The sequence below is a fragment of the Paenibacillus sp. Leaf72 genome (assembly GCF_001422685.1).
In the GTDB taxonomy this organism is placed as follows: domain Bacteria; phylum Bacillota; class Bacilli; order Paenibacillales; family Paenibacillaceae; genus Pristimantibacillus.
The window spans coordinates 1-24,480 of record NZ_LMLV01000015.1 but is presented as its reverse complement, the minus strand read 5'-3'; the positions used below and the strand labels follow the sequence as shown (position 1 = coordinate 24,480).

At 50.0% G+C, this 24,480-nt stretch carries 16 protein-coding genes and 2 pseudogenes; 16 read left to right on the top strand and 2 right to left on the bottom strand.

Going from position 1 to position 24,480, the window contains the following annotated elements:
• Nucleotide 1: 1 nt before the first annotated feature.
• From ASF12_RS17980 to pckA, 6 genes are all read left to right on the top strand, one after another.
• A complete protein-coding gene (locus ASF12_RS17980; protein WP_056037469.1) occupies nt 2-1,672 on the top strand; it encodes a glycoside hydrolase in 1,671 nt (556 codons plus the stop codon).
• A gap of 254 nt (nt 1,673-1,926) precedes the next feature.
• Nucleotides 1,927-2,562, top strand: coding sequence for a spore coat protein (locus ASF12_RS17975; RefSeq protein ID WP_056037540.1), 636 nt, complete (start codon nt 1,927-1,929; stop codon nt 2,560-2,562).
• A gap of 118 nt (nt 2,563-2,680) precedes the next feature.
• On the top strand, nt 2,681-4,354 hold the full coding sequence (locus ASF12_RS17970; RefSeq protein ID WP_442952538.1) for a ribonuclease J: 1,674 nt from the start codon (nt 2,681-2,683) through the stop codon (nt 4,352-4,354).
• Nucleotides 4,355-4,806: 452 nt separating this feature from the next.
• Nucleotides 4,807-5,838 carry a type I glyceraldehyde-3-phosphate dehydrogenase gene (gene gap, locus ASF12_RS17965; protein WP_056037463.1) on the top strand — a complete coding sequence of 344 codons (1,032 nt, stop codon included), beginning with the start codon at nt 4,807-4,809 and terminating at the stop codon, nt 5,836-5,838.
• The gene (locus ASF12_RS34560; protein WP_162241908.1) at nt 5,820-6,041 is read left to right on the top strand and encodes a GapA-binding peptide SR1P; all 222 of its coding nucleotides are present in this window, start codon (nt 5,820-5,822) and stop codon (nt 6,039-6,041) included. The genes gap and ASF12_RS34560 overlap by 19 nt, the downstream gene beginning before the upstream one ends.
• Nucleotides 6,038-7,615: a phosphoenolpyruvate carboxykinase (ATP) gene (gene pckA / locus ASF12_RS17960; protein WP_056037460.1), complete on the top strand. Its 1,578-nt coding sequence runs from the start codon at nt 6,038-6,040 to the stop codon at nt 7,613-7,615. Before ASF12_RS34560 ends, pckA begins: the two co-directional genes overlap by 4 nt.
• An 87-nt stretch (nt 7,616-7,702) precedes the next feature.
• Here pckA and aroC read toward each other — a convergent pair whose 3' ends face one another.
• Nucleotides 7,703-8,758, bottom strand: coding sequence for a chorismate synthase (gene aroC / locus ASF12_RS17955; protein ID WP_056037458.1), 1,056 nt, complete (start codon nt 8,756-8,758; stop codon nt 7,703-7,705).
• Nucleotides 8,759-8,777: 19 nt separating this feature from the next.
• Nucleotides 8,778-10,130 (bottom strand): 3-phosphoshikimate 1-carboxyvinyltransferase, encoded by a 1,353-nt coding sequence (aroA, locus tag ASF12_RS17950; protein WP_056037455.1) that lies wholly within the window; start codon nt 10,128-10,130, stop codon nt 8,778-8,780.
• A 105-nt stretch (nt 10,131-10,235) separates the two neighbouring features.
• Here aroA and ASF12_RS17945 point away from each other — a divergent pair, with 105 nt between their 5' ends.
• From ASF12_RS17945 to ASF12_RS34555, 10 genes and pseudogenes are all read left to right on the top strand, one after another.
• Nucleotides 10,236-11,147, top strand: a complete 912-nt coding sequence (locus tag ASF12_RS17945) for a LysR family transcriptional regulator (protein WP_056037452.1) — start codon at nt 10,236-10,238, stop codon at nt 11,145-11,147.
• Between the two features lie 208 nt (nt 11,148-11,355).
• Nucleotides 11,356-12,639 (top strand): cellulase-like family protein, encoded by a 1,284-nt coding sequence (locus ASF12_RS17940; RefSeq protein WP_056037449.1) that lies wholly within the window; start codon nt 11,356-11,358, stop codon nt 12,637-12,639.
• Nucleotides 12,640-12,824: 185 nt separating this feature from the next.
• Nucleotides 12,825-13,358 (top strand): annotated as a pseudogene (locus ASF12_RS35725) (TerD family protein); the annotation flags it as partial.
• A 189-nt stretch (nt 13,359-13,547) separates the two neighbouring features.
• On the top strand, nt 13,548-14,159 hold the full coding sequence (locus ASF12_RS35720) for a vWA domain-containing protein (protein WP_056037537.1): 612 nt from the start codon (nt 13,548-13,550) through the stop codon (nt 14,157-14,159).
• A gap of 287 nt (nt 14,160-14,446) precedes the next feature.
• Nucleotides 14,447-17,332, top strand: a complete 2,886-nt coding sequence (locus ASF12_RS17930; RefSeq protein WP_056037534.1) for a cellulose binding domain-containing protein — start codon at nt 14,447-14,449, stop codon at nt 17,330-17,332.
• 196 nt (nt 17,333-17,528) lie between these two features.
• Nucleotides 17,529-18,671: pseudogene (locus ASF12_RS35715) on the top strand (glycoside hydrolase 5 family protein); the annotation flags it as partial.
• On the top strand, nt 18,657-19,442 hold the full coding sequence (locus ASF12_RS35710) for a cellulose binding domain-containing protein (protein WP_235533199.1): 786 nt from the start codon (nt 18,657-18,659) through the stop codon (nt 19,440-19,442). The pseudogene ASF12_RS35715 and the gene ASF12_RS35710, both read left to right, overlap by 15 nt.
• A gap of 195 nt (nt 19,443-19,637) precedes the next feature.
• Nucleotides 19,638-22,727, top strand: a complete 3,090-nt coding sequence (locus tag ASF12_RS17920) for a hybrid sensor histidine kinase/response regulator (RefSeq protein WP_056037446.1) — start codon at nt 19,638-19,640, stop codon at nt 22,725-22,727.
• A 16-nt stretch (nt 22,728-22,743) separates the two neighbouring features.
• Nucleotides 22,744-23,871, top strand: coding sequence for a response regulator (locus ASF12_RS17915; RefSeq protein ID WP_056037443.1), 1,128 nt, complete (start codon nt 22,744-22,746; stop codon nt 23,869-23,871).
• Between the two features lie 206 nt (nt 23,872-24,077).
• Nucleotides 24,078-24,296 (top strand): hypothetical protein, encoded by a 219-nt coding sequence (locus tag ASF12_RS34555; protein ID WP_155973258.1) that lies wholly within the window; start codon nt 24,078-24,080, stop codon nt 24,294-24,296.
• The last annotated feature ends 184 nt before the right edge of the window (nt 24,297-24,480 follow it).

Below are 24,480 nucleotides of genomic sequence, written 5' to 3'. Positions count from 1 at the left end.
GATGAAAAAGAAATTGACAGTTGTAATCGTTTTGGCGTTCACGTCAGCTGTAGGCTTGTATTTCAATTTCGCATCGAATCGTTCGGATAGCGCAGGCAGCCCGAAAAAGGAGGAAGCACAGGTCCAGCAGCTGACGCCGCCGGATGTAAATGTATCGCTCGACGCAGCGGTCCGCTATCAAACGATCGATAATTTCGGGGCGTCCGACGCATGGTCGATGGAGCCCCTGGGCAAGCATTGGACGGAAGAAAATAAAAATCGCGTTGCGGATTTGCTTTTTTCAAGAGAGAAAGGAATTGGCCTGTCGGCCTGGCGCTTCAATATCGGTGCAGGCTCGATTGACACGGACCAGACACGTATTCCAGATCCATGGAGGCGGGCGGAATCGTTCAAGCTTGCGGAGGAAGGGGAATATGATTGGAGCAGCCAGTCGGGTCAGCAATGGTTTCTTCAGGCGGCAAAGGATCGGGGCGTGGACACATTAATCGCATTCGTGAACAGCCCGCCGGTCTGGATGACAAAAAATGGTCATGCCCAGCCGGATTCAGAAGTCGGCTCTACCAATCTGAAAGAGGGTTATGAGGAAAAATTTTCGGCATTTTTAATCGATGTTTTGGAGCATTTTAGAAAGGAAGGCTTGGCATTCCAATATATAAGCCCGATTAATGAGCCGACCTGGGATTGGAATTTGGCCCAGCAAGAAAGCAACCGTTATAACAACGACGATCTTAAGCGTGTCATCCTTGAATTGCACCGGCAGTTGAAAGCAAGCGGCCTTGAGGCGCAAATCAGCGCCCCAGACGGCGTAGAAATTACAGCGCTGCTGGATGATGAATATTATGGGCAGTATGCAGGGAGCGGGACCTATTCGGGCGGGGCCAATAGTCTCGGAACAGGGAAATACCGGGAATATATTAAGGAGCTGCTCGGCGATCCCGTACTCCAGGAAGCGATTGGGAATAAAATCGCTTCGCATTCCTATTGGTCTGATTACAGCAATCCGGGCGACGACCGGCTGGGCAAGCTGAGGCAATTGCTGGCTGCCAATCTGAAAAAATACGACGAAAAGGCTAAATATTGGGTAACGGAATATTGTATTCTTGGCGAATATGGTCCGGGGCGTGACCTTGGCATGGAGCCTGCATTGCATGTGGCGCGTACGATTCATTTTGATTTAACGGAAGCAAATGCAGCTGCTTGGCAGTGGTGGACCGCAGTGTCCAAGGTCGATTACAAGGATGGCCTGATCTATACGGATTTTAGCGAAGCGGGTGACGAGCAAAATATTCTGACCTCCAAAATGATGTGGGCGCTCGGCAATTACAGCAAATTTATTCGTCCCGGTGCGCAGCGCATCTCGCTTGCAGGACTGGATGAAGAAGCGCGCAGCGGCTTGCTGGGATCAGCTTATGTACATGAAGGAGAGCAGACGGTTACGGCTGTATTCGTCAATGACAGCGAGGATGACAAGCGCGTTCGGGTTTCATTGAATGGCGTGGATCAGCACCATTCCATTGCATTCATGGAACCGTATATTACGTCGGCGGGTCGAGATCTTGTCCGAGGGGAGAGCATTCCTGTACAAGGCGATTATTCGTTTGAAGCGATTATTCCAGCGAAGTCTGTCGTCACGTTGACGGGAGGCGGGGCAGAAGGCACGGCCGAACATTAAGTCAAAATAATAATCAAAACAATAAGTGAAATCAATAAGCAGGAAGCAGTAGGCGTTGATGGCCGATCATCAACGCTTTTTTTTGTTGTACGCCCAGCATGATCGTCATCTCTAGGGTGGAGTTCCCGAACGGGGCTGGAAAACAGCCATTGAGTTGGTAATATGTCTCGTAGAAATCTGGGATGTATAAATTCAGCCTCCAGCTTTCATATTAACAATTATAAATGGAGAAATAACAAGGAGGAGAATTGATGATGCAGCAGCAAACTACAGCGAATAACGATACACAGAATTCAATGAACAAAAATCACGGAGGACATGAGCTTTTTGATTTGCAGGAGGTATTGAATTGCAGCATTAGCGCAATGGATCAATTTATGATTTTCAGACAATATGCACAGGATCAGGAACTGCTTAATCTTATCGACAAGCAATATCAATTTATGCAATCGCAATACAATTTGACGGCCGAATGCTTTAAGACCGGGCAGGAGCCAAGCCAAAAAACTTCAACCTATTTGATTAAAGAGGTAACACCGACCATATTCGGCATGAAGCAAAGCTCGCCGAAAAAACCGATACAATCACTAGCCGATGTCAACGATGCCGGAGTATGCGGTTTTATGCAAGGCATCGTTAAAAGCCATGCTTCGCTGTTAACGACGTCTGCTCTTGAAGCAACGAACCCGGTTGTCCGTCGTGTACTCGCTTCCCAAGTGCAAAATTTTATTGAAATGTCCTATGAGCTCTTTCTGTATCAAAATAAAAATGCTTATTATCAGGTGCCGCAATTAAATGATGCTGATATGCAGCAAATTTTGAATACATTTTCACCAACCTCCGAAACACCGCAAATGCCAGAGCCTAATAAAGGAACAGCCCTTCATTAACAGCAACATTTAGAAAAAAATAAAAGTTTACTGTTGAATTAAGTACCCCTATGCAACTAAAAAGACGCCCGGTCCCCATTCCGGGCGTCTTTCTACTAAATAGAACTGGAGGCTGATTGTGGTGAAAGAGCGGAATAAACTATCGGTTGCTGCATTAGGCGGGGTTAATGAGATCGGCAAAAATATGTACATTTTACAATACGCGGACGATATCATCGTTATTGACTGTGGATCTAAATTTCCTGATGAGAGTTTTTTGGGTATTGACCTCATTATTCCGGATGTAACCTATTTGTTAAATAATACAGAAAAGGTAAAGGCTCTACTCATAACACATGGACATGAGGATCATATTGGCGGCATTCCTTATTTTTTGAAACAACTGAATATCCCGATTTATGCCTCAAGATTAACCATTGGCCTGATTGAAATAAAGCTGAAGGAGCATGGCCTTCTTCGTACAACGCAGCTAAATTTAATTGATTCGAATTCGCGTATCGCCTTTGGTCCGATTCAGGTGTCATTTTTCAGCACTAACCATAGTATTCCGGATTGCTTGGGAATTGCCCTGCATACACCTGAAGGAACAGTTGTACATACAGGCGATTTTAAATTTGATATGTCACCTGTCAATCATCAATATCCTGATCTTCATCGAATGGCTGATATTGGTAAAAGTGGCGTGCTGCTGCTGCTGTCAGAAAGCACGAATGCCGAACGGCCTGGTTTTACGCCATCGGAACGGCTTGTTGGGGATCACATTACAGAAGCATTCAGCAAAGCTCAGCAGAAGGTGTTTATTTCAACTTTCGCGTCTAATGTCCATCGGGTTCAGCAAATCGTTGACGCGGCCGCTAAAACGGGCCGAAAGCTTGTCCTGCTTGGCCGAAGCATGGTGAATGTAACTTCTGTAGCCAAGGAGTTAGGCTATTTAACCATTCCAGAGGATATGCTTATAGATGCTGGAGATACGGATCGTTATGCCCCTGAAAATATTGCTGTCCTATGTACAGGAAGCCAGGGAGAGCCTATGGCTGTACTCTCACGTTTGGCAAGCTCGAATCATCGGCAAATCGAAATTATGCCGGGCGATACGGTTATTATTGCCGCAACCGCTATTCCGGGTAATGAGCGCAATGTTGCGCGCATCATTGACAATCTTTATTTGCTTGGCGCGAATGTTATATATGGCTCGGGGAGCGCAACAGGTATGCACGTATCCGGTCACGGTAACCAAGAAGAGCTGAAATTAATGCTTACCTTAATGAAGCCCAAATATTTTATTCCGGTTCATGGCGAATTCCGCATGCTTTATCAACACCAGCAGCTTGCGAGGTCGGTGGGAGTTGCCGAGGAGAACATTTTTATCGTGAACAATGGAGAGACCGTGGAAATCGAAAACCAAATTGCACGTAAAGGTAGTAAAATCCCTGTGGGCAATATGTTGGTGGACGGATTAGGGATTGGAGATATTGGGAATGTTGTACTCCGCGACCGCAAACAGCTCTCGGCTGACGGCATTCTTGTTATTGTCATCACGCTTAGTAAAACGGAAGGGCATATTCTTTCTGGTCCGGACATCATTTCCCGGGGATTTGTTTATGTTCGGGACTCCGAAGCGCTCATGCGAGAGATCAATCAACTTGTGGAATCGACAGTTGATAAACTGCTGGAGGAGCACGGAAGCCAGTGGAATATGATGAAGAAGACGTTAAGAGACACCTTGGGACGGTTCTTATTTGCCCAAACCAAAAGAAGGCCAATGATTCTTCCGATCATTATAGAGGTGTGAATAATAATGCTTGTTTTGTAAATCATATAGGGATGTTTTTCGAAAGGAGGGATATGAATTGGCTAAGCAGCAAGGGCATGGCGCACAAAATACAACTACTCGCACCTCGGACAAGCAAGGCAGTAAAGCGAGCAAGGGCGGAAATAAATCATAGTAAAAAAGAGTTTAGTTGCTATCGACCATTAATCCACAATTGCAGCCTTTAGATCAGCGATGATCTAAGGGCTAATTTGTATTTCATAACACAGGTGCGTAAGGGCAAGAGATTGGTGGCCATCGAAAGCTTTATCTCTGTGATGCATCATATAGCGGTATTCCCTGATTAATTCGACATATATGTGACAATTAAAGGTGATAAAAATTTATTTAGTGCGTCATAAAAATATTTATGTTGTATTATAAAAGTGTAATGATGTATGCTATTAGCAAATAAGCGAAGGGGGAATGAGGAAATGCACCGCGGGGTTGGCATTAGCGGAATGGGGAGAATCGGACGGCTGCTCGTTAGGAAAATGTTGTCTGATCCGAATCCAGTAGTTGAGTTGAGGGCGATTAACAGCGTTTATCCAGTGGAGACCATTGCTCATCTATTGAAATACGATTCGGTACATGGGAGCTGGAAGGCAGATATACGGACTCGCGATCAGCAGCTGGTCATTAACGGACATCCCATACAGGTCGTATATGAAAGAGCGCCGGAAAACATTAAGTGGCATCGTTATGGCGTCGAGCTGGCCATTGACGCAACCGGGAAATTCAATGATCGGCAAGGTGCGCTGAAGCATATTGCTTCAGGGGCTGATCGGGTGCTGATTACAGCGCCTGGCAAGCAAATGGACTTGACGATTGTGATGGGTGTTAATGAGCACCTTTATCGCCCGGAGGAGCATCAGCTGTTATCAGCCGCCTCCTGTACGACAAACTGTGTGGCTCCGGTCCTTCATGTACTGGATCAAGCGTTCCGTGTCCAGTCTGGCTGGATGACGACGGTGCATTCCTATACTTCTGATCAAAATCATTTGGACAATCCGCACGAGGATTTGCGCAGAGCTAGATCCTGCACCCAGTCTATTGTGCCTACGACGACAGGAGTCGGCAAGGCGCTTGCAGATGTGCTGCCGCATTTGTCCTCGCGCATTCAGGGCATGTCGCTGCGTGTTCCGACGCAGGATGTATCGTTAATTGACCTCACCGTTCAAACGGAGCGCCATACGACAGCCGCGGAAGTAAATGCAGTTTTGAAAGCGGCTGCAGAAGGCAGCAAGTCTTCTTATATCGGCTTTGCACAGGAGCCGCTCGTATCGGCCGACTATATTGGCTGTTCGAAATCGGCTATGGTAGACGGGCTTTCGACGATGGTCATGGACAATCAGATTAAAGTAATTGCTTGGTATGACAATGAATGGGCATATGCATGCCGCGTAATGGATGTAGCCAATCTAATGATGGAAAGGGTGAAGGATTCATGCGAAATCACGGTATAGAAATGGGAGCCATTTATTGCAAGCACTGCATGACGCTGATTGATACACAACCAACGAAGAAGGTAACTAATTATTATTCGGAATGCAAGGAAGAGGCATGTGTGGTGTCGAGGTCTGGGGGCGGACTAGTCAGCTCGGGGCACATGCAAGCAAGTGGAAATGGGGCAGGCGGATACACACAGACGGGAGGAAGTCAGGCATGAGCATCATGGAGTCGAGACTGCGTCAGCAAGGCGTACATTATCAAATGACGACAGAGCAGCTAATGGAACAAGCGATTAAACGCGGCGAAGGAACGAAGCTGGAATCGGGAGCGCTTCGGGTGCTGACAGGGCAATATACAGGCCGTTCGCCCAAAGACAAGTTTATTGTATGCGAGCCGTCTTCGCTGCCGCAAGTGGCTTGGGGCAAAGTGAACCAGCCGCTTTCGCCGGAGCATTTTAACCAATTGTATGAAAAAGCAAAGCGTTATATGGAGCAGCAAGAGCTGTTCATCTTTGACGGCTATGCTGGTGCGGATGAAGCGTACCGCCTGCCGATTCGCGTTATTAATGAATATGCCTGGCATAATCTATTTGCCCGCCAGCTGTTTATTCGTCCAAGCGAGGAGCAGCTTGCCTCCCATAAGCCTGAATTTACCGTCATCGCCCTTCCGGGGCTCAAGGCAGATCCTGCATGTGACGGTACAGCGTCCGAAACGTTTATTTGCATCTCTTTTGAGCAAAAAATCGTGCTGATTGGCGGAACGGAATATGCGGGCGAGATGAAAAAGTCGATTTTCAGCGTGCTTAACTACTTGCTGCCTCTGCAGGGCGTCCTGTCGATGCATTGCTCGGCGAATGTAGGCGAGCAGGGCGATACGGCGCTGTTCTTCGGCCTATCGGGCACGGGCAAGACGACGCTTTCTGCCGATCCTTCGCGCCGCCTCATCGGAGATGACGAGCATGGCTGGTCGGAGGATGGCGTGTTCAACTTCGAAGGCGGCTGCTATGCGAAATGCATTGGGCTGAGCGAAGAGAAGGAGCCGCAAATTTGGCAGGCCATCCGCAGCGGCGCTGTGTTGGAAAATGTAGCGCTAGATGCGCAGACAGGGCAGCCTGATTATAACAGCAATATTCTGACGGAAAATACGCGTGCTGCTTATCCATTGGAGCATATTCCAGGGGCGGTGCTGGCCGGAAAAGCAGGCCATCCGAACGTTATTTTGTTTCTGACCGCTGACGCTTGCGGCGTATTGCCGCCGATTTCCAGGCTGACGAAGGAGCAGGCTATGTATCATTTTCTATCGGGCTATACGTCCAAGCTTGCGGGTACGGAGCGTGGAGTAACGGAGCCGGAAGCGACGTTTTCCGCTTGCTTCGGAGCGCCGTTCCTGCCGCTCGAGCCAAGTGTATATGCAGAAATGCTCGGTGAAAAAATCGCCCAGCATGATGCCAAAGTGTATTTGGTAAATACAGGCTGGTCCGGTGGGCCGCACGGCATAGGGCAGCGGATGAACCTGCGATATACGCGGGCGATGGTAACGGCCGCGATTAATGGCAGCATTGAGCAGGCTGAATTTATCGCCGATCCGGTGTTTGGCCTGAGCTGCCCGCTCACGGTAGAAGGCGTGCCGGATGCGGTGCTCCTGCCCCGTGAAGCATGGCAGGATAAGGCGGCCTATGATCAGCAGGCGGCCAAGCTTGCCGCACAATTTGAGAATAATTTCCGCAAATTCGTTGGCGTAAGCGCGGAAATTGCCGCCGCTGGTCCAGTGGGACTGCCAGACGAGCGCTGATAGAAGAACGGGATAGTGGTAAAACGAGGGACTGCTTTTAGGCTGTAGAAGCCTTGAAGCAGTCCCTTGTTATTTTTCAGTTAAGTTCTACCCTAGCATGGCGGCTTGCCGCTTGTACTGATCCTCTAATACGAGGCAGACCATCGCTTCCACAACGGGGACAATTCTCGGACAAATGCAAGGGTCGTGCCGCCCCTCGGTTCTAATTTCCTGCTCCTCGCCGTGAATGTTGACCGTTTGCTGCGGGACCGAAATGGAGGAGGTCGGCTTAACGCTTATACGAAAAATAATATCCTGTCCCGTGCTGATGCCCCCTATGATGCCGCCCGAATGATTGCTGAGAAATCCGTCGCCGCTCATCCCGTCATTATGCTCGCTGCCGAGCATGGAGGCGGCAGCGAAGCCAGCGCCAAATTCAATGCCTTTCACGGCGCCAATCGATAGCATCGCTTTCGCAAGCTCCGCATCCAATTTGTCAAATACCGGCTCTCCAAGACCAGGCACTACGCCACGAATCCGGCATTCTACAATGCCGCCGCAGCTGTCGCCAATGGCTGCGAGCTGTTCAATCTTGCTGATCATTTTCGCTCCGGCGGTGGCGTCACAGGCACGCACGGCATTTTGTTCTATGATGCTCTCATCGAAGGTTTCGCATTCAATGCCTCCGATAGCCTGCGTATAGGCAAGCACCTGCACGCCCCTTTGCTCCAGCAGCTTGCGGGCAATGGCGCCGCCCGCTACTCTTCCCGCCGTTTCTCTGCCAGAAGCCCGTCCACTTCCTCTGTGATCGCGAATGCCATACTTTTGCAAATAAGTGAAATCGGCATGGCCCGGGCGAAAGGAATGCTGGATATCGCTATACGCATCCGGCCTCATATCCTGATTATGCAAAATAACGAAGAGCGGCGTTCCAGTCGTTTTTCCCTCGAACATGCCCGACAAAATATGAACGATATCATATTCCTTGCGCGGGGAAGTGACGGACGATTGCCCGGGCTTGCGCCGGTCCATTTGCCGCTGAATGTAGGCTTCATCAAGTTCGATGCCCGGCGTTACGCCATCGACAATGACACCAACCGCCTCGCCATGGGACTCGCCAAAGGTTGTGATTTTAAAAGCTTCTCCGAATGTGTTTCCTGCCATAATGGATCATCCTCTGCGTCTATTCGTTTATTTGAAAGCCTAGTGCAGCCAATTGCTCAAAATAATTCGGGTTTGTTTTGGAGACACAGCCCGGATCGGAAATTTGTAGATTAGAAACTTTCGAAGCCATTAAGGAAAGGGCCATAGCCATGCGATGGTCATCATGGCTATTTAATAAAGCGGCTTGCGGCTTGCCGGGAAAAACGGTTAGGCCATCTTCATATTCCAATACGCGAATGCCTAGTTTACCCAATTCCGTGCAAATAGCAGCTATCCGGTCACATTCGTGATGTCTAATATGAGCGGCATCTTTAAGTGTAATGGGGCCATCTGTAAAAATAGCAAGGACAGCGAGCGTCAGCGTTTGATCCGACCATTTTTGCATGCTGACGGTAAAGCCGCCCTTCAAACGCTCTGGTCCTTGGACTTCAATAAAGCTTGCGCCGCGGACAATCGTACAACCCATCTGCTCCAGCACGCCGAGCATTGCAATATCTGGCTGGCTTGTACGGCTGGCGTCAATGCCTTCCGTTCTTATGCGCCCTGCGGAAAGCGCGGCGAGAGCCCAGAAATAACAGCAGGTCGATACATCAGGCTCCAGAAGGACGGAGCGCGCTTCATATTTTCCCGTAGGTATCGTAATGCAGGGGGCGTCTGTGTCCAGAGATGCAACAGGTGCTGCACCAAACAAAGCCATCATCGCAAGGGTCATTTCGACATAATCTTTTTGCACGACTTCCCCATCTATGCGCACTGTAATCGGCGCTTTCGCATAAGGGGCGGCTAACAGCAAACCGCTTATGAATTGACTTGATGTAGAGCCAGGCAGCAGCACCGTCCCGCCCTGCAATCCGTTTGCCCGAAGGACGAAGGGGAGTGAACGCTCGGCTTGCTCGTATTCAAACGCTGCTCCTAAATGCGTCAGTGCATCCAGCAAGGGAGCCAGCGGCCGCTCGTGCAACCGTCTAGTGCCTTTGATCGCCCAAACGCCGTCTCCAATGGCTAAAGCTCCGGGCAAAAAACGCGCAATCGTGCCGGCAGCTCCGACGTACAGCTCGCCAGATGAGATAGGCCAGTTTCCTCCGCAGCCATCCACATAAGCGGTGTCTCCTTCGATAGTGATCTTTACTCCGAGCTGCTTTAATGCGGCAATGCACCAGTAGGAATCATCGCTTAATAATAAACCGTCAATTTGCGATTTTCCTACGGCAAGCGCGGCTATAATGAGGGCACGGTTAGTTAAGCTTTTGCTTCCCGGTATGCGCACCGTTCCTTCCAATGCTCCGCTTGGAGGATTCAGGGTCACCTGCTGTTTATCGCTATGGGCCGACCATGGGGAGCGTGCAGCTAGATCGGGCTGGAATCCGTCCATATTTCCACCTCTTTTGTTTTCTTGTCTAAACCCGATTATAATGAAGAAAATGAAATAAGTGAAATTGGATTTTATCAAAAATGATATAGAGGTGGTCTATACCAAATGTTCAATCTGGAATGGTATCGTATTTTTCTGCATACAGCACGCTGCAAAAATTTAACAAGAGCGGCGCAGGAGCTGCATATTACGCAGCCATCGGTCAGCTATGCGATTAAGCAGATGGAGGAGGCTTTGCAGCTCAAGCTTTTTCATCGGCTGTCGAAGGGTGTCGAGCTTACCGAAGAAGGGCAAGCTCTGCTGGGCTATGTAGAGCAATCCTTTTCCATGCTGGATTCTGCGCAAAAGCATTTGCAAAATATGAAGCTGCTGAATGAGGGGGAAATCCGCATCGGAGCGAGCGATTCGCTGATTAAGCATCTTTTGCTGCCGCAATTAAATACCTTTCATCGCGATTATCCGGGTATTCGAATCCGGCTTTCGCATGGGAAAACGCCTGATATTACGCAGCGCTTAAGGGAAGGCGAAATCGATTGTGCCATCATCCATCTGCCCATAAACGATTCACAGCTGAATATTCAGACGCTTGCGGTGCTGGAGGATTGTTTTGTAGTTGGGGAGGCTTATGCGGAGCTAGCCCGCCGTTCGGCAGCGAATGGAGCTTTGTCGATGCAGCAGCTGGCTGAGCTGCCGCTCCTGTTATTATCTCCGGGCAGCAGCACGAGGGAGTTTATTGAACAATGGTTTGCGGGCAAGGGACAGGTGGTAAAGCCGGATATCGAGCTTGGCAGCATTGATTTGCTCGCCCAGTTCGCCAGGCTCGGTTACGGGGCCGCCTTCATTAGCCGTTCTTTTGTGCAGGAAGAATTAAATAATGGCATGTTGTTTGAATTATTAGTAGAAGACCCGCTTCCACCGCGCAGCATCGGACTTGCCGTACGTCAGGACAGAAAGCTGTCGGTTGCGGCTGAACGCTTCGTCGAGCTGTTTATGCCAGCTGGCGATGAGGGAAATTAAATAAGTTCTGATCAGATTAGACTTGCCAAGCTTACTCGGTACATCACTCGGTAAATCCGAATATGTTCCATCAGCATCCGTACATTGTTCATGGCGCCTGCTGGTGTGAACCATGTACCATAAAGAAAAAGCGTTCTCTGCACAACCTAGTGTGGTAGCGGATGATGAGATGATCACCCTATCCATAGAGGACAGAAAAGGTGGCCATATGAGCACAGCGAGCAGGCAGCTGCCCCGTAAACTGACAATTACAATGTGGGATTTCTCTTGGTATACGATGACGACGCCGGGGGAGCCTTACAGCGATTTAGCTGCAAGATATAAAGAAGCGGTAGAGCGGGGCTACAATACGATTCGCATTTGTGCAATGCCACTCATGCTGTTTACGGAATCGGGCGTTCGCCCTGGACCGCTGCGCTTCGGCAATTTGGGCGAGGTGGGGCAGCGGACGCGCTGGTACAATTGCAAAGGCGGAGCAGAGCTGGACGGGCATGCGCAGCTATTGGAGCTATTCAAGCAAGCGAAGGCTCACAACTGCTATATTATTCTTTCCTCGTGGGAATACCAGCAAAGTCCGAGCTTTCTGGCGGAGCCCTATTTGCGCGATTTGCTGGCGGATATTCCGCCGGACCAGCGGTTTATGGCACTGGCGAAGTCGATGGATCAGCTCATTTCATATGTGAAGGCAGCGGGCTATGGCGAGCAAATCGCTTATGCCGAGCTGCATAATGAGGTCGAATTTGGACAATTGACCGACATTGCAACTGAGCAGGGCGTTGCTGGCTCCAATACGCCGGGCCTTGTGCAAATTATGCAGCCCTACATCGAAGAAGCGGTTGCGTTTTTGCGCGAGCAGCATCCTGAGCTGTTAATGACGGCAAGCTATACGCTGAATGAGGCTTACCCGAAAGCTTATGTGGCGCGAAATATGCAGGTGGCCCATTTTCATCTGTACATTAAAGGCGTGCTGCAGGAGCTGATGGATCAGGCAGGCATCGACAATGAAGCGGTGCCGTTTCCAAATGAGCTGGTGCAATCGCTGCTGCGGGAGGACGCGCCGCCGTTCGAGAGCTGGCAGCTTCCGGCAGGGCAGGAATGGCGGATGCAGGGCAATCCGGTCGGCATGAAGCTGCTTTATCTGCATGATTGGGCTGATCCGGATCAATGGGATTTGTATTTGTACGACCATTATGGCAGCCACAAGCTGGCGATGCTCCAGAAGGCGGATTTTCGTTTTGAGGAGCTGCATGAATGGGCGGGGCAAACGGAGCTGCCTATTGTCATTGGCGAAGGTTATGTGGGCTACACGCCGCTGCATGCGGGCTTTGAGGAAGGGCCGATCGGCAAATTTATTGCCGAATATGCGATTCGCAAAGGGATGAAGCTGGGCTTCTGGGGGATGGTGCTCTGCTCCAATTGCGCGCCCCATCATCCGTTCTGGGACGATATAGCGTGGCAGCAAAAGTGGAACCGGTTTATTATGGAATCGTAAATAAATTCATGAGGCAATGATAGCGCAAGCGAAAATCACATAGAGACGAGATAAAGCTTCTTTTTCGAGCATGCCGATGGCGTGCGGGGAAAGAGGCTTTTTCTCTCCATTCGCCCGCCCTATTTGCTATAATCGGTATAGATGATCTTATTTACCAATCTAATAGGCGAGAGGAAGATACATATATGCCATTGCTGAAAGGGCAAAAAGCGGACGTGACCAAGGGGAAAAGCTTCGGCAAGCTGGCTGTGCAGTTTGGCTGGATAGCTGGAAAAAGCGAGCTTGGCATCGATGCTGCGGCGTTTCTGCTGTCAGAGCGCGGCCGCTGTGAGCGGGATGAGGATTTTATTTTTTATGGCAATCCATTGGCGGCGAATGGCGCGGCCGAGCATAAATCAAGCAGCCAGCAGCATGGCATGGAAGCGGGCGATCAAGAAGGAATCGAGCTAGTGCTTGGGCGCCTGCCAGAGCAAATAGCGAAAGCGGCCTTTACGGTGACGATCTATGATGGCGAGCAGCTCGGACATGCTTTTCAGGATGTAACGGGGCTTTATGTGCGGCTGGTTAACCTGGACACGGGGGAAGAGCTGCTGCGCTACGAATACGGTGCGGATTTGGTGAAGGAGACGGCGGTCGTAGCTGGGGAGCTGTATCGTCACAATGGCGAGTGGAAGTTTAGCGCGATTGGCAGCGGGTTTTACGGCGGACTTGCTGCATTATGCTTGAATTATGGGCTGGAGCTGGAAGGAAATGCGTCGGCGGGCGAGAATGAGTCATCCCAAGCTCTAGCTCATGACCAAGCTCGGGCAGAGGCAGCTGCGTCGGCGACATTGGAAGCACCTGCCTCCCTTAGCAAAATTGATTTCCGCAAAAAGCTCGTGCAATACACACTGGAGAAAAAGCAGCTGATGAACGTCGTGGCCAGAGTAGGCATCGTGCTGGATATTTCCGGGTCTATGCAGACGCTGTATAAAAACGGCACCGTTCAGGAAGTCGTGGAGCGGATTTTGGCCGTTGCCAGCAAGTTCGATGATAACGGCACGCTCGACGTGTGGGTATACGATAATGAATACAGCCGTTTGCCGTCGGTAACGGAGCGCGATTTTGGCCAATATGTCGATAAAAATATTTTAAACAATGACCTTATTCATAAGTTTGGACGCAATAATGAGCCTCCGGTGATGGAGGATGTCATTCGCAAATATACGGTAGAGGAAAATGATCCTACACCTGTGTTCATTATTTTTATTAACGACGGCGGGGTAGTCAAGTCGATTAAGCATACGATTACCCATTCGGCGGTGCAGCCGATTTTCTGGCAGTTTGTCGGCATCGGAAACTCCAATTTCGAAGTATTAAAGCGGCTGGATACGATGGAGGGGCGAATCGTAGATAATGCGAGCTTCTTCCATTTGGACGATATTGCAGCTGTTTCGGATGAGAATTTGTATGATCAGCTGCTGAATGAGTTCCCGATGTGGATAAAAGCGGCGAAGGAACAACGCATTATTCGGCCATAACCGAACAGAAATTATGCACTGCTCTGAACCAGAACGAAGCGACTCAAAGGCTATTGCAGCTGGCTAGAGCGCCCGGGTTCAGAGCTTTTTTTGCGTGCGGCGAGTTTCAAATAGCTGATTTTCATATGAAAATATATCCATTTTATATAGTGCTTGGCTTAAAATTTATGTGCTAAAATGAAAGCGTATACATTTGGAAGGGAGTGGGTGCTCATCCATATTTATATTTTAGGTGTTTGCGTTATATCATTCCAATTGAGGAGGGTATTCATTTGATCAAACATTCAATGCGCAAGCTGGGCACGCTGGCCCTAGCGATCACAGTTGTCGCCGGCACCGTAATAATCGGCAACCCGCTAGAGGCGCAAGCGGCACCAAGTGAAGCGTACACGTGGAAAAATGTAGTGACTGGCGGGGGCGGAGGTTTCGTTCCGGGATTTGTTTTTAATAAAAAAGAGCCTGGGCTGCTGTATGCCCGTACGGATGTGGGCGGTGCTTATCGTTACAACGCAGCAACTGGCAGCTGGAAGGCGCTGCTGGACCACGTGAGCTGGGATGAGTGGAATAAGACCGGCGTGGATGCGCTGGCAACCGATCCGATTGATCCGAATCGCCTGTATATTGCGGCTGGCTCCTATACGAATGAATGGGACCCGCATAACGGCTATATTATGCGTTCCACGGATAAAGGAGACACTTGGCAGGAAACGCAGCTGCCTTTCAAGGTTGGCGGCAATATGCCAGGGCGATCCATGGGCGAGCGGCTGATGGTAGACCCGAATAAAAACAATATTTTGTATTTTGGCGCACGCAGCGGCAACGGCCTGTGGAAAAGTACCGACTATGGCGTAACGTGGAGCAAAGTAACGGCATTCCCGAATCCGGGCAATTTTGTGGAGGACCCGACGTATCCTTATTTGGCGGATAAAATGGGGCTCGCCTGGATTACGTTTGACGAATCGACGGGCTCGCCTGGAACGGCGACGCAAACGATTTATGTCGGTGTAGCAGATACAGCGAGCAGCATTTACCGCAGTACGAATGGCGGCACAACCTGGTCTGCCGTGGCAGGACAGCCGACGGGCTATTTGCCGCATCATGGCGAGCTGGATTCAAATGGACAGCTGTATGTTACATATAGCAACGGCACAGGTCCATATAACGGTTCGAAGGGCGATGTTTGGAGGTTGAATACAGCCACTGGCGTATGGACGAACATTAGCCCAGTCCCTTCAAGCAGCGCGGATAATTATTTCGGCTATGGCGGCCTTGCGGTTGATGCCCAACAACCTGGCACGCTGATCGTCGCAACGCTAAATTCATGGTACCCGGACGCCAACCTTTATCGCAGTACGGATAGCGGCGCAACGTGGAAGCCGATTTGGCAGTATGGCTCTTACCCGAACCGCACTTTCTCCTACACGCAGGATATTTCGGCTGCTCCATGGCTCGATTGGGGCGTAAGTTCTGCGCCGCCGGAGGTATCGCCTAAGCTTGGCTGGATGATTGGCGATATTGAAATTGATCCTTTCAACTCTGACCGCATGCTATATGGCACAGGCGCTACGGTGTACGGCACGACGAACTTGACGGCTTGGGATAGCGGCGGCAAAGTGGCTTTGTCTGTTATGGCCAAGGGCATTGAGGAAACGTCAATCAAAGAATTGATTAGCCCGCCGACAGGCGCTCACCTGTTAAGCGCCATGCTTGATGTATCAGGCTACCGACATAATGATTTAACGGCGGCACCTGCAAAAATGTTCATCAGTCCAAGCAGCTCCACGAGCATAGACTTCGCTGAACTAAACCCTGGATTCATTGCGCGCGTTGGAAATGCAGATAAGGCGAAATATCCTAATGAAAAATCGATTGCTCTGTCCTACGATGGCGGAACGAACTGGTATAGCCCGAATGCAGAGCCATCCAATACAACGGGCGGCGGTTTCATAGCCGTTGCGGCTGATAACAGCTCGCTCGTATGGAGCACCTCTGATGTCGGCGTTTATTATTCCAAAACGACCGGCAACTCATGGACAGCAAGCACAGGCGTTCCAGCTGGCGCAAAAGTTGTTTCAGACCGCGTCAACAAAAACAAATTTTATGCGGCGGCGGCGGGCAAGTTCTATGTGAGCACCGATGGCGGAGCAACATTTGCAATGACCGCAGCTGCGGGACTTCCAGCAGAAGGGAATATGAAATTTAAAGCGCTTCCAGGCGTGGAAGGCGATATTTGGCTGGCTGGCGGCAACGAGGCGAGCGGTGTATACGGGTTGTGGCATTCGACAAACTCGGGCGCATCGTTTACGAAGCTTAGCAACGTCGAGGAAGCAGATGTCGTTGGCTTCGGAATGGCAGCGCCAGGCCAGACGTATCCTGCGCTATATGTATCGGCGCAAATCGATCAAGTCAGAGGGTTCTTCCGCTCCGATAATGGCGGGGCAAATTGGGTCAGAATTAATGATGACCAACATCAATATGCGTTTACAGGAGAAACGATTACGGGTGATCCGCGCATCTTCGGACGCGTATATATCGGCACGAATGGCCGCGGTATCGTCTATGGCGATACGGTGAATGGCCCAACTCCTACACCGACGCCAACGGCTACACCGACGCCAACACCGACACCGACACCGACACCGACACCGACACCGACACCAACACCAACACCAACAGTGACACCGACGCCGACGTCAACGCCAACACCGTCCCCAGCAGGCAGCTTTAAAGTGCAGCTGTTTAACGGCGGTACAGCGGCAACGACAAACACGCTAAGTCCAAAAATCAAACTGGTGAACACAGGCACAAGTTCACTCAATCTGGCTGATGTAAAGCTCCGTTATTATTACACGATTGACGGCGAGCAAGCCCAAAGCTTCTGGTGCGACTGGTCGACCGTTGGCAGCGCCAACGTTCTCGCTTCCTTCGTCAAGCTGCCGACGGCCGTAACGGGAGCAGACTATTATGTAGAAATTAGCTTTGCCAGCGCTGCGGGCTCAGTGGCAGCAGGCCAAAGCATCGAGCTGCAAACGCGGATTTCGAAGGACAATTGGAGCAACTATACACAAACAGGCGATTATTCGTTCAATTCCAGCGCGACAAGCTATGTAGACTGGAACAAAACAACCGGCTATGCAGCGGGCAGCCTGCAATGGGGCGTAGAGCCATCTTAATTTTAAAAAAAGCAAAGGGCTCATGCACCAGTTTGTAAGGTGCATGGGCCTTTTATGCTGGCGCTGCCGTCGTTTTTGGTCACCAAAGTGATATTAAAGAGGTAACGATTCGACTAGTTTCGAGGCGGCTCCTTGCTTGATAATATAAGTAAGCGTTTCCATTGCAGATAAAAAAACGAAAAGGAGGCTATTACGCATGAAGCAGCAGCTCAAACGGTTCATGATTTTTTCACTGGCGCTAGCTATCGTTTGCGGGTGGATGACAGCCGATACGAAGGCCAGCGCCGCAGATAGCAATGCTTTCGTTACGACATCAGGAAGCAAGTTTCAGCTGGACGGCGAGGACTTTTATTTTGCCGGAACGAACAACTATTATTTCCACTATAAGTCGCAAAAAATGGTCGATGACGTGTTTGCGGACATGGTGGCGATGAATCTCAAGGTGATCCGAATTTGGGGCTTCCATAATGGACAGCCGCAGGATAATGCCGTCCTGCAGCCGACTCCCGGCGTATATGACGAATCGGGATTTACCAAGCTGGATTATGCGATTTATAAGGCTGGACAATCGGGCGTTAAGCTGGTTATTCCATTCGTAAACAACTGGGATGATTTTGGCGGCATGAATCAGTATGTTGCATGGTTTAATGCTGGCTCGCATGATGCTTTTTATACGAATGCTTCTATTAAACAAGCTTATAAAAACTATGTAAACTACATGCTCAACCGGGTGAATACGTACACAGGCGTTAAATATAAAGATGATCCTGCCATTATGGCATGGGAGCTGGCGAATGAGCCGCGGGCCCAATCCGACACAACGGGCAACAAGCTTGTTAATTGGGCGGATGAGATGAGCACCTACGTCAAATCGCTCGATGCGAATCATTTGGTCGCTGTAGGGGATGAAGGCTTTTATAACATTCCGGGGCATTCGGATTGGATGTATGGCGGCGGGGAAGGCGTTGATTGGGAAAGGCTGATTGCGCTGCCGAATATTGATTACGGCACGTTTCACCTATATCCGGATCATTGGAACCGTACAGCGCAGTGGGGCACGCAGTGGATTATCGACCATATCGAGGACGGCAATGCGGCGCAGAAGCCAGTCGTGCTGGAGGAATTCGGCTATCAAAATCAAGCGACCCGCAATCAGGTTTATGCTGCTTGGCTCGGTGCGGTTGAGCAATATGGCGGTGCGGGCAGCCAGTTTTGGATTTTAACAGGCATTCAGGATGATAATACGCTGTATCCCGATTATGACGGCTTCCGCATCATATATCCAAGCGCGACGGCTACGCTGCTGACTAATCACGCAAATGTGATGAATGCCAAATCGGGCGGGGGTACTGGGCCGATACCGACAGTGCCGGCAGCGCCGCAAGGCGTAACAGCTACGGCAGGCAATAGCCAGGCGGCGCTGTCCTGGCAGGCGGTCAGCGGAGCGACCAGCTACAACATTAAGCGCGCAGCTTCAAGTGCGGGCCCCTTTGCCACAGTAGGCACGACAAGCAGCACCAGCTATGTGAACACGGGGCTGGTCAATGGGACGACTTATTATTATGCCGTTAGCGCGGTGAACACCGTGGGCGAATCGGTAAATTCGTTGCAGGCAAGTGCAACGCCAGCTCTTCCAAATACAGGCCCAAGCGAGCTTAAGGTCCAATACAAGAACGGCGATTCTGCCGCTCTGGACAATCAATTGAAGCCGCAATTCCGCATCGTCAATTCGGGTACATCAGCGGTGCCGCTTCATGAGCTCACTATTCGTTATTGGTATTCGGCAGATGGCTCGCAGCCGCAAATTTTCGATTGTGACTATGCAACCGTAGGCTGCTCCAATCTTAGTGGCAGCATTGCCGCGTCAGGCAAGACGAGCGCAAATGCCGACACTTATTTGGAAATCAGCTTTGGTACGGGAGCTGGGAATATTTCAGCTGGCGGCGGCCATACCGGCGAAATGCAGAACCGCATCCATAAAAATAGCTGGACCAACTATGCTGAGACCAATGACTATTCGTATAATGCGGCGAATACAGCTTTTGCCGATGCCAGCCGCGTCACCTTGTATCGCAGCGGGGTGCTCGTATGGGGGGAAGAGCCGTCGTAATGCCGGCTCTTTCTTTTCTATTTTTTCTTCGAAATATGTTCAGAAAAGGTTCAGAATAGAAGTTATAATAGGAGATAGAAACGAAAACGATAGCTTGCACGAATAAGCAGTGCCTGGTGAGTACGACTCAGCAGGCTTTTATATTGTATAGACGATACATAAGAGGCATCGTAACGCTGCGGGGAGAGACTATGAATGCTTAATCGAAAGAACATTGGCATGTTCCTGATGATTTTAGGAATTACGGGCACGATTTTTGTGCTTATGTTCCTTAAGCTGGCGGATAAACAGGATGTACGTGCTGTAAATGGCGTATTGGACTTGAGTAATTGGAGTTTTGTAGAAAATGGGGCAGTCAAGCTGGATGGCGAGTGGGAGTTTTATCCGAACCAGCTGCTGACGCCGAAAGATTTTGCGATTGCTAGCCAGCTGCCAGCGGAGCAGGCTCTACCGAGCAAGCTGGTGAATGTACCGGGGAAATGGAATGCTTATTTGTCTGGAGAAGGCAGCAGGGCGGGCATTGGCTACGGCACTTATCGTTTGAAAATTCAGCTCCCCAGCCATTTACGCGAAATATATGGGGTCTACACCTCGAACATTCGCATGGCCAATCGCATTTATTTAAACAATCAAATGATTGGTGCCAGCGGTGCCCCAGCTGCCAATGAATACGATGGCGTTCAAAACAATGTGCCTTATATTGCTCTTGGCACCGTTGCGGGCGATTCGGTCGAGCTTATTGTGCAGGTAGCCAATTACAGCTATGCTACAGGCGGCATCATTTATTCCATCGCCTTCGGAGACCAGCATACGATTATTAAAAACCGGGAAATGGATATTTTACGTGGGGCGTTGATTATTTCCGGATTTCTCATCCCTGGCCTCTTTTGCCTGCTGTTATACGTGCTTAGAAGGCAGGAGAGAGGGCTGATGTTCCTCGGGCTTTTTTGCCTCTCGTCAATGATTTTTATGATGACTCAAGGGGAACGAATCATTGTCCAGCTGTTGCCTGATCTGCCTTATTCCTTCGTGCTGAAGCTGCAGCCCATCTCATCGGTGTTTGTGTATTATTTTTTATTATGCATCGTGAATGAAATGCTGCCAGGCATCGTGCATTCCAAAGTGATGCGGTTTTTAAAATGGTTTGCGGGATTTACGATTGTGCTGGAGCTCGTGGCAACGCCGTTATTTATTTCGAAGCTGGAAATTTTAATTATGGCTCAAGGTCTTGTGATGATTGTTTATTATATTTATGTTATTATCCGGGGTGTAGGACGCAAGGTGTATGCGGACCCTTACTGGTTTTTGAGTCTTCAGAGCATCGTCATGATGATGCTGGCTTCCATGATGCGGGCATACGGATTTATGGAAAGCGCAATGTTGATTTCTTTCGAAATGCTGCTGTTTGTGTTCGCCCATGCGGGCTTGTTCGCGAAACGCTTTACAAAATCGATCCGCGAGGTGGAGCAGCTGTCGGAGAAGCTGCTGACGCTTGATGGGCTCAAGGATGAATTTATGACGATGACCTCGCACGAGCTGAGGACGCCGCTGCATGGCATTATTAATATGGCAGCCTCCATGCTGGAAGGCGCTGCCGGACCGCTCAACAATACGAAGCAGGCGGAGCATTTATCAATGATTGTTTCGACCGGAAAGCAGCTGTCCGCCCTTATTCAGGATATTTTGGAGTTTGCTGAGCTGCGGGGCGGTGTAATGAAGCTTGCGAAGCGAAAGATTTATTTTCAGCCCGTGCTTCATGCGGTTGTAGAGGTTGTGGAGCATTTGCTCATCGACAAACAAGTTCAGATACAACAGCGGCTGCCTGCCAATTTGCCTTTGCTTGATGCGGATGAAGATCGGCTGCGGCAAATATTGTACAATTTGCTTGGCAATGCGGCAAAGGCGACCATTCAGGGGAAAATAACCATCAGTGCGGTGACGCAAGGAAATAAGGTGAGGGTGGACATTGCGGATACGGGTATCGGTATGCCACCCGAGCAGCTCGAAACGATTTTTTTATCTGAACGAAAAGCAAAGGCGGGGCAGGCGATCTTTCAAGGCTCGGGCTTCGGACTGCGTATTACAAAGCAGCTTGTGGAGCTGGGTGGTGGAACCATCAGCGTCCATTCTATTGCGGGACAAGGGACAACGTTCAGCTTTACCATTCCGATCGCCCAAGGCCAGCAAATAGACGAAGCTGATATCGCCTACCAGGAGCAGGCCGCCGCAATCGAGCTTACCGCTATGCTGAATGTGCCGCCGCCAGCAGCTGAATTCCGCGTGCTCGTCGTTGACGATGATCCGATTAATTTGCAGGTGCTCATTAATTTGCTTTCCATTGAGCGCTGCGAGGTAACGGCGGTAAGAAGTGGAGATGAAGCGCTGGAAGAGGCGTTTGCTGCTCCGGCCAGTTACGATTTGGTCATTACGGATTGGATGATGCCGAAAATGTCGGGTATTGAGCTTTGCCGCAAAATTCGCGAACGCTTCCTGCTGTCGGAGCTTCCGGTGCTGCTGCTCACGGCCAGAACGAAGCCGGAGGACATTAAGCTCGGCTTTGAGGCAGGGGTCAACGATTATATAGGCAAGCCCGTTGATGCCGGCGAGCTGCGTGCCCGCGTTCAGACGCTGCTGGCACTGCGCAAGTCAGTTAAGCTGGCCGTACAGGCGGAAATGGCGTTTTTGCAGGCGCAAATCAAGCCCCATTTTTTATACAATGCCTTGAATACGATTATAGCTATTTGTCCGGTAGATCCGTATAAAGCGATGGAGCTACTCATTGAATTAAGCCAGTTTTTGCGCAGCAGCTTTGATTTCCATAATCGCGACAAAATGACGACGATCGAGCGCGAGCTGGAACTGGTCAAGTCATATTTGACGCTGGAAAAAGCGCGTTTTGATGAAAGGCTGAAAATTGAATACGAAATTAGCTGCGATGCGCTTGCGCTTATTCCTCCGCTGACCATTCAGCCAATAGTGGAAAATGCAGTTAATCACGGCGTCATGAAAAAAGAAGAAGGCGGCACGATTAAGCTGAAAATTTCTGAAATAGACAACTGTATTATGGTTCTTGTAGAGGACGATGGTGTAGGCTTTACTCCAGAACGATTATCGCAGGTGCTCTCGGACAAAGGGACAGGCCGTGTAGGCTTGAGCAACATTCATCAGAGGCTGGTTAATTTGTACGGCAGCGGCTTGGTCATTGATGGGCAGAGGCAGCTCGGGGCAGAGGTAAGCTTCCGCTATCCGAAGGAGCTGCGGGCAGGCACGTATAACGAAGCATAAAAGGGAGTCGGTGGCGATGAGAGTCATTTTAATTGATGATGAAAAGCCGGCGCTCGCTCACATTGAATGGTTGTTCGAGCGGGACGGACGCTTGCAGGTGGCAGAAAAATTTACTTCGGCCAGAGATGGCATTCAAAGTGTACGGGCCACACCCGCACACATCGTTTTTCTGGACATTAATATGCCGGGGCTCAACGGTCTTGAGGCGGCGGAGCATATCCGCAGCATTAACCCTGACATACGCATCGTATACATAACGGCCTACTCGGAATACGCGATTGAAGCGTTTGAGCTCAATGCACTCGATTATTTGCTGAAGCCGGTTCATCCGGAACGGTTTAAAAAGACAATTACTCGAATTATAGAAGATTACAGCCGGGGCAAGCCGGAGCAGCAGAAGCTGCCCGGCAGGCAGGTGCTCTGCTTCAAGCGGCTGGCATTTCATGACGATGGAAAAACGAATACGAGCCTCCGGCTGCGGACGCTGAAAGCGCAGGAGCTGTTTGCTTTTTTACTGCATTATAAAGATCAATGGGTCGCCAAGCAGCAGCTTCTGGACACGTTATGGCCTGATTCGGATTATGAGAAAGCGATGATGCTGCTGCATACGTCCGTCTATCAAATTCGCAAGCTGATGAAAGATTGGAAAGTAGTGGCGCTCGTTGAGTTTGCGCTCGACAGCTATCGTCTGACAAGCAATGGATTAAAGCTGGATGTCGAGCAGTTTGAGCAGGGAGCTGCCGCGATCCGCGCCATTGAGACGGAGCAGCAGCGTATTGCGGCGGAACAGACGCTCAGCCTGTATGCGGGAGACTATTTTGAAGAGCATGATTTTCTGTGGGCGAGGCAGCGCCGGGATGAGCTTAGAGCGAAATATGTGCGGCTTGTCCGCAGCCTTATCCATTATGAGATGAATGCTGGTCACGAGCAGGAGGCGCTCAAAAGGCTGCTGCTGCTGCATGAGCAGGAGCCATATTCGGATGAGCTGTGCCGGCAAATATTAAATCTGCTAGGCCAGATGGGCGACCAGGAGGCACTTGTTCTCTATTACGATGATTTTGCAAGATTGCTTCATGAAGAATTAAATTGCGAGCCGGAGCCGGAGACACAGCTTGTGATGAAGCATTTTAAAGGCACTATATAAAAGAAAACGGTGGTTCAGCTGGATTTGCCTTTCCTTTTTTTGGAGGGCAGTGCGGCTGGGCCGCTTTTTTTAATTTGAACTAGGAGGTGTATGCAAACGGGAGCCCTTCCTGATGCTGCACCTAGCTTGGCGCTAATTCGAGGCGACTTTCAACTGTTTATTTAAGTCATAAGACACAAGTTCATGCAATTGTTACGGAGTTCGTTGTGGCTGGGAAGACTGCTGCTGATACTGTCGTTGTTGATACTGCCGTTGCAGAAACTGTCGTTTCTGAAGCTGCTGTTGCTGATACTGCCGTTGCTGAGCCTGCTGTTACTGAGACTGCCGTTGCAGAAACTGTCGTTGCTGAAACTGCTGTTACTGATACTGCCGTTGCTGATACTGCTGTTGTTGAGACTGCCGTTGCTCAGAGTACTGTTGGCTGAGTCCACAGTTGCTGAGAACACGCAGCTTGGGACGCACAACTCCATTTTTTAGGACAGAGTGCTCTTCTGTCAATAGAGTAGACACGCCCATTATGCTATTTTTTCGTAATAAAGCTGTTCGAAACGCAAGGGTGACATGTAGCCAAGCGTGCTGTTAGGGTGACATGTAGCCAAGCGTGCTGTT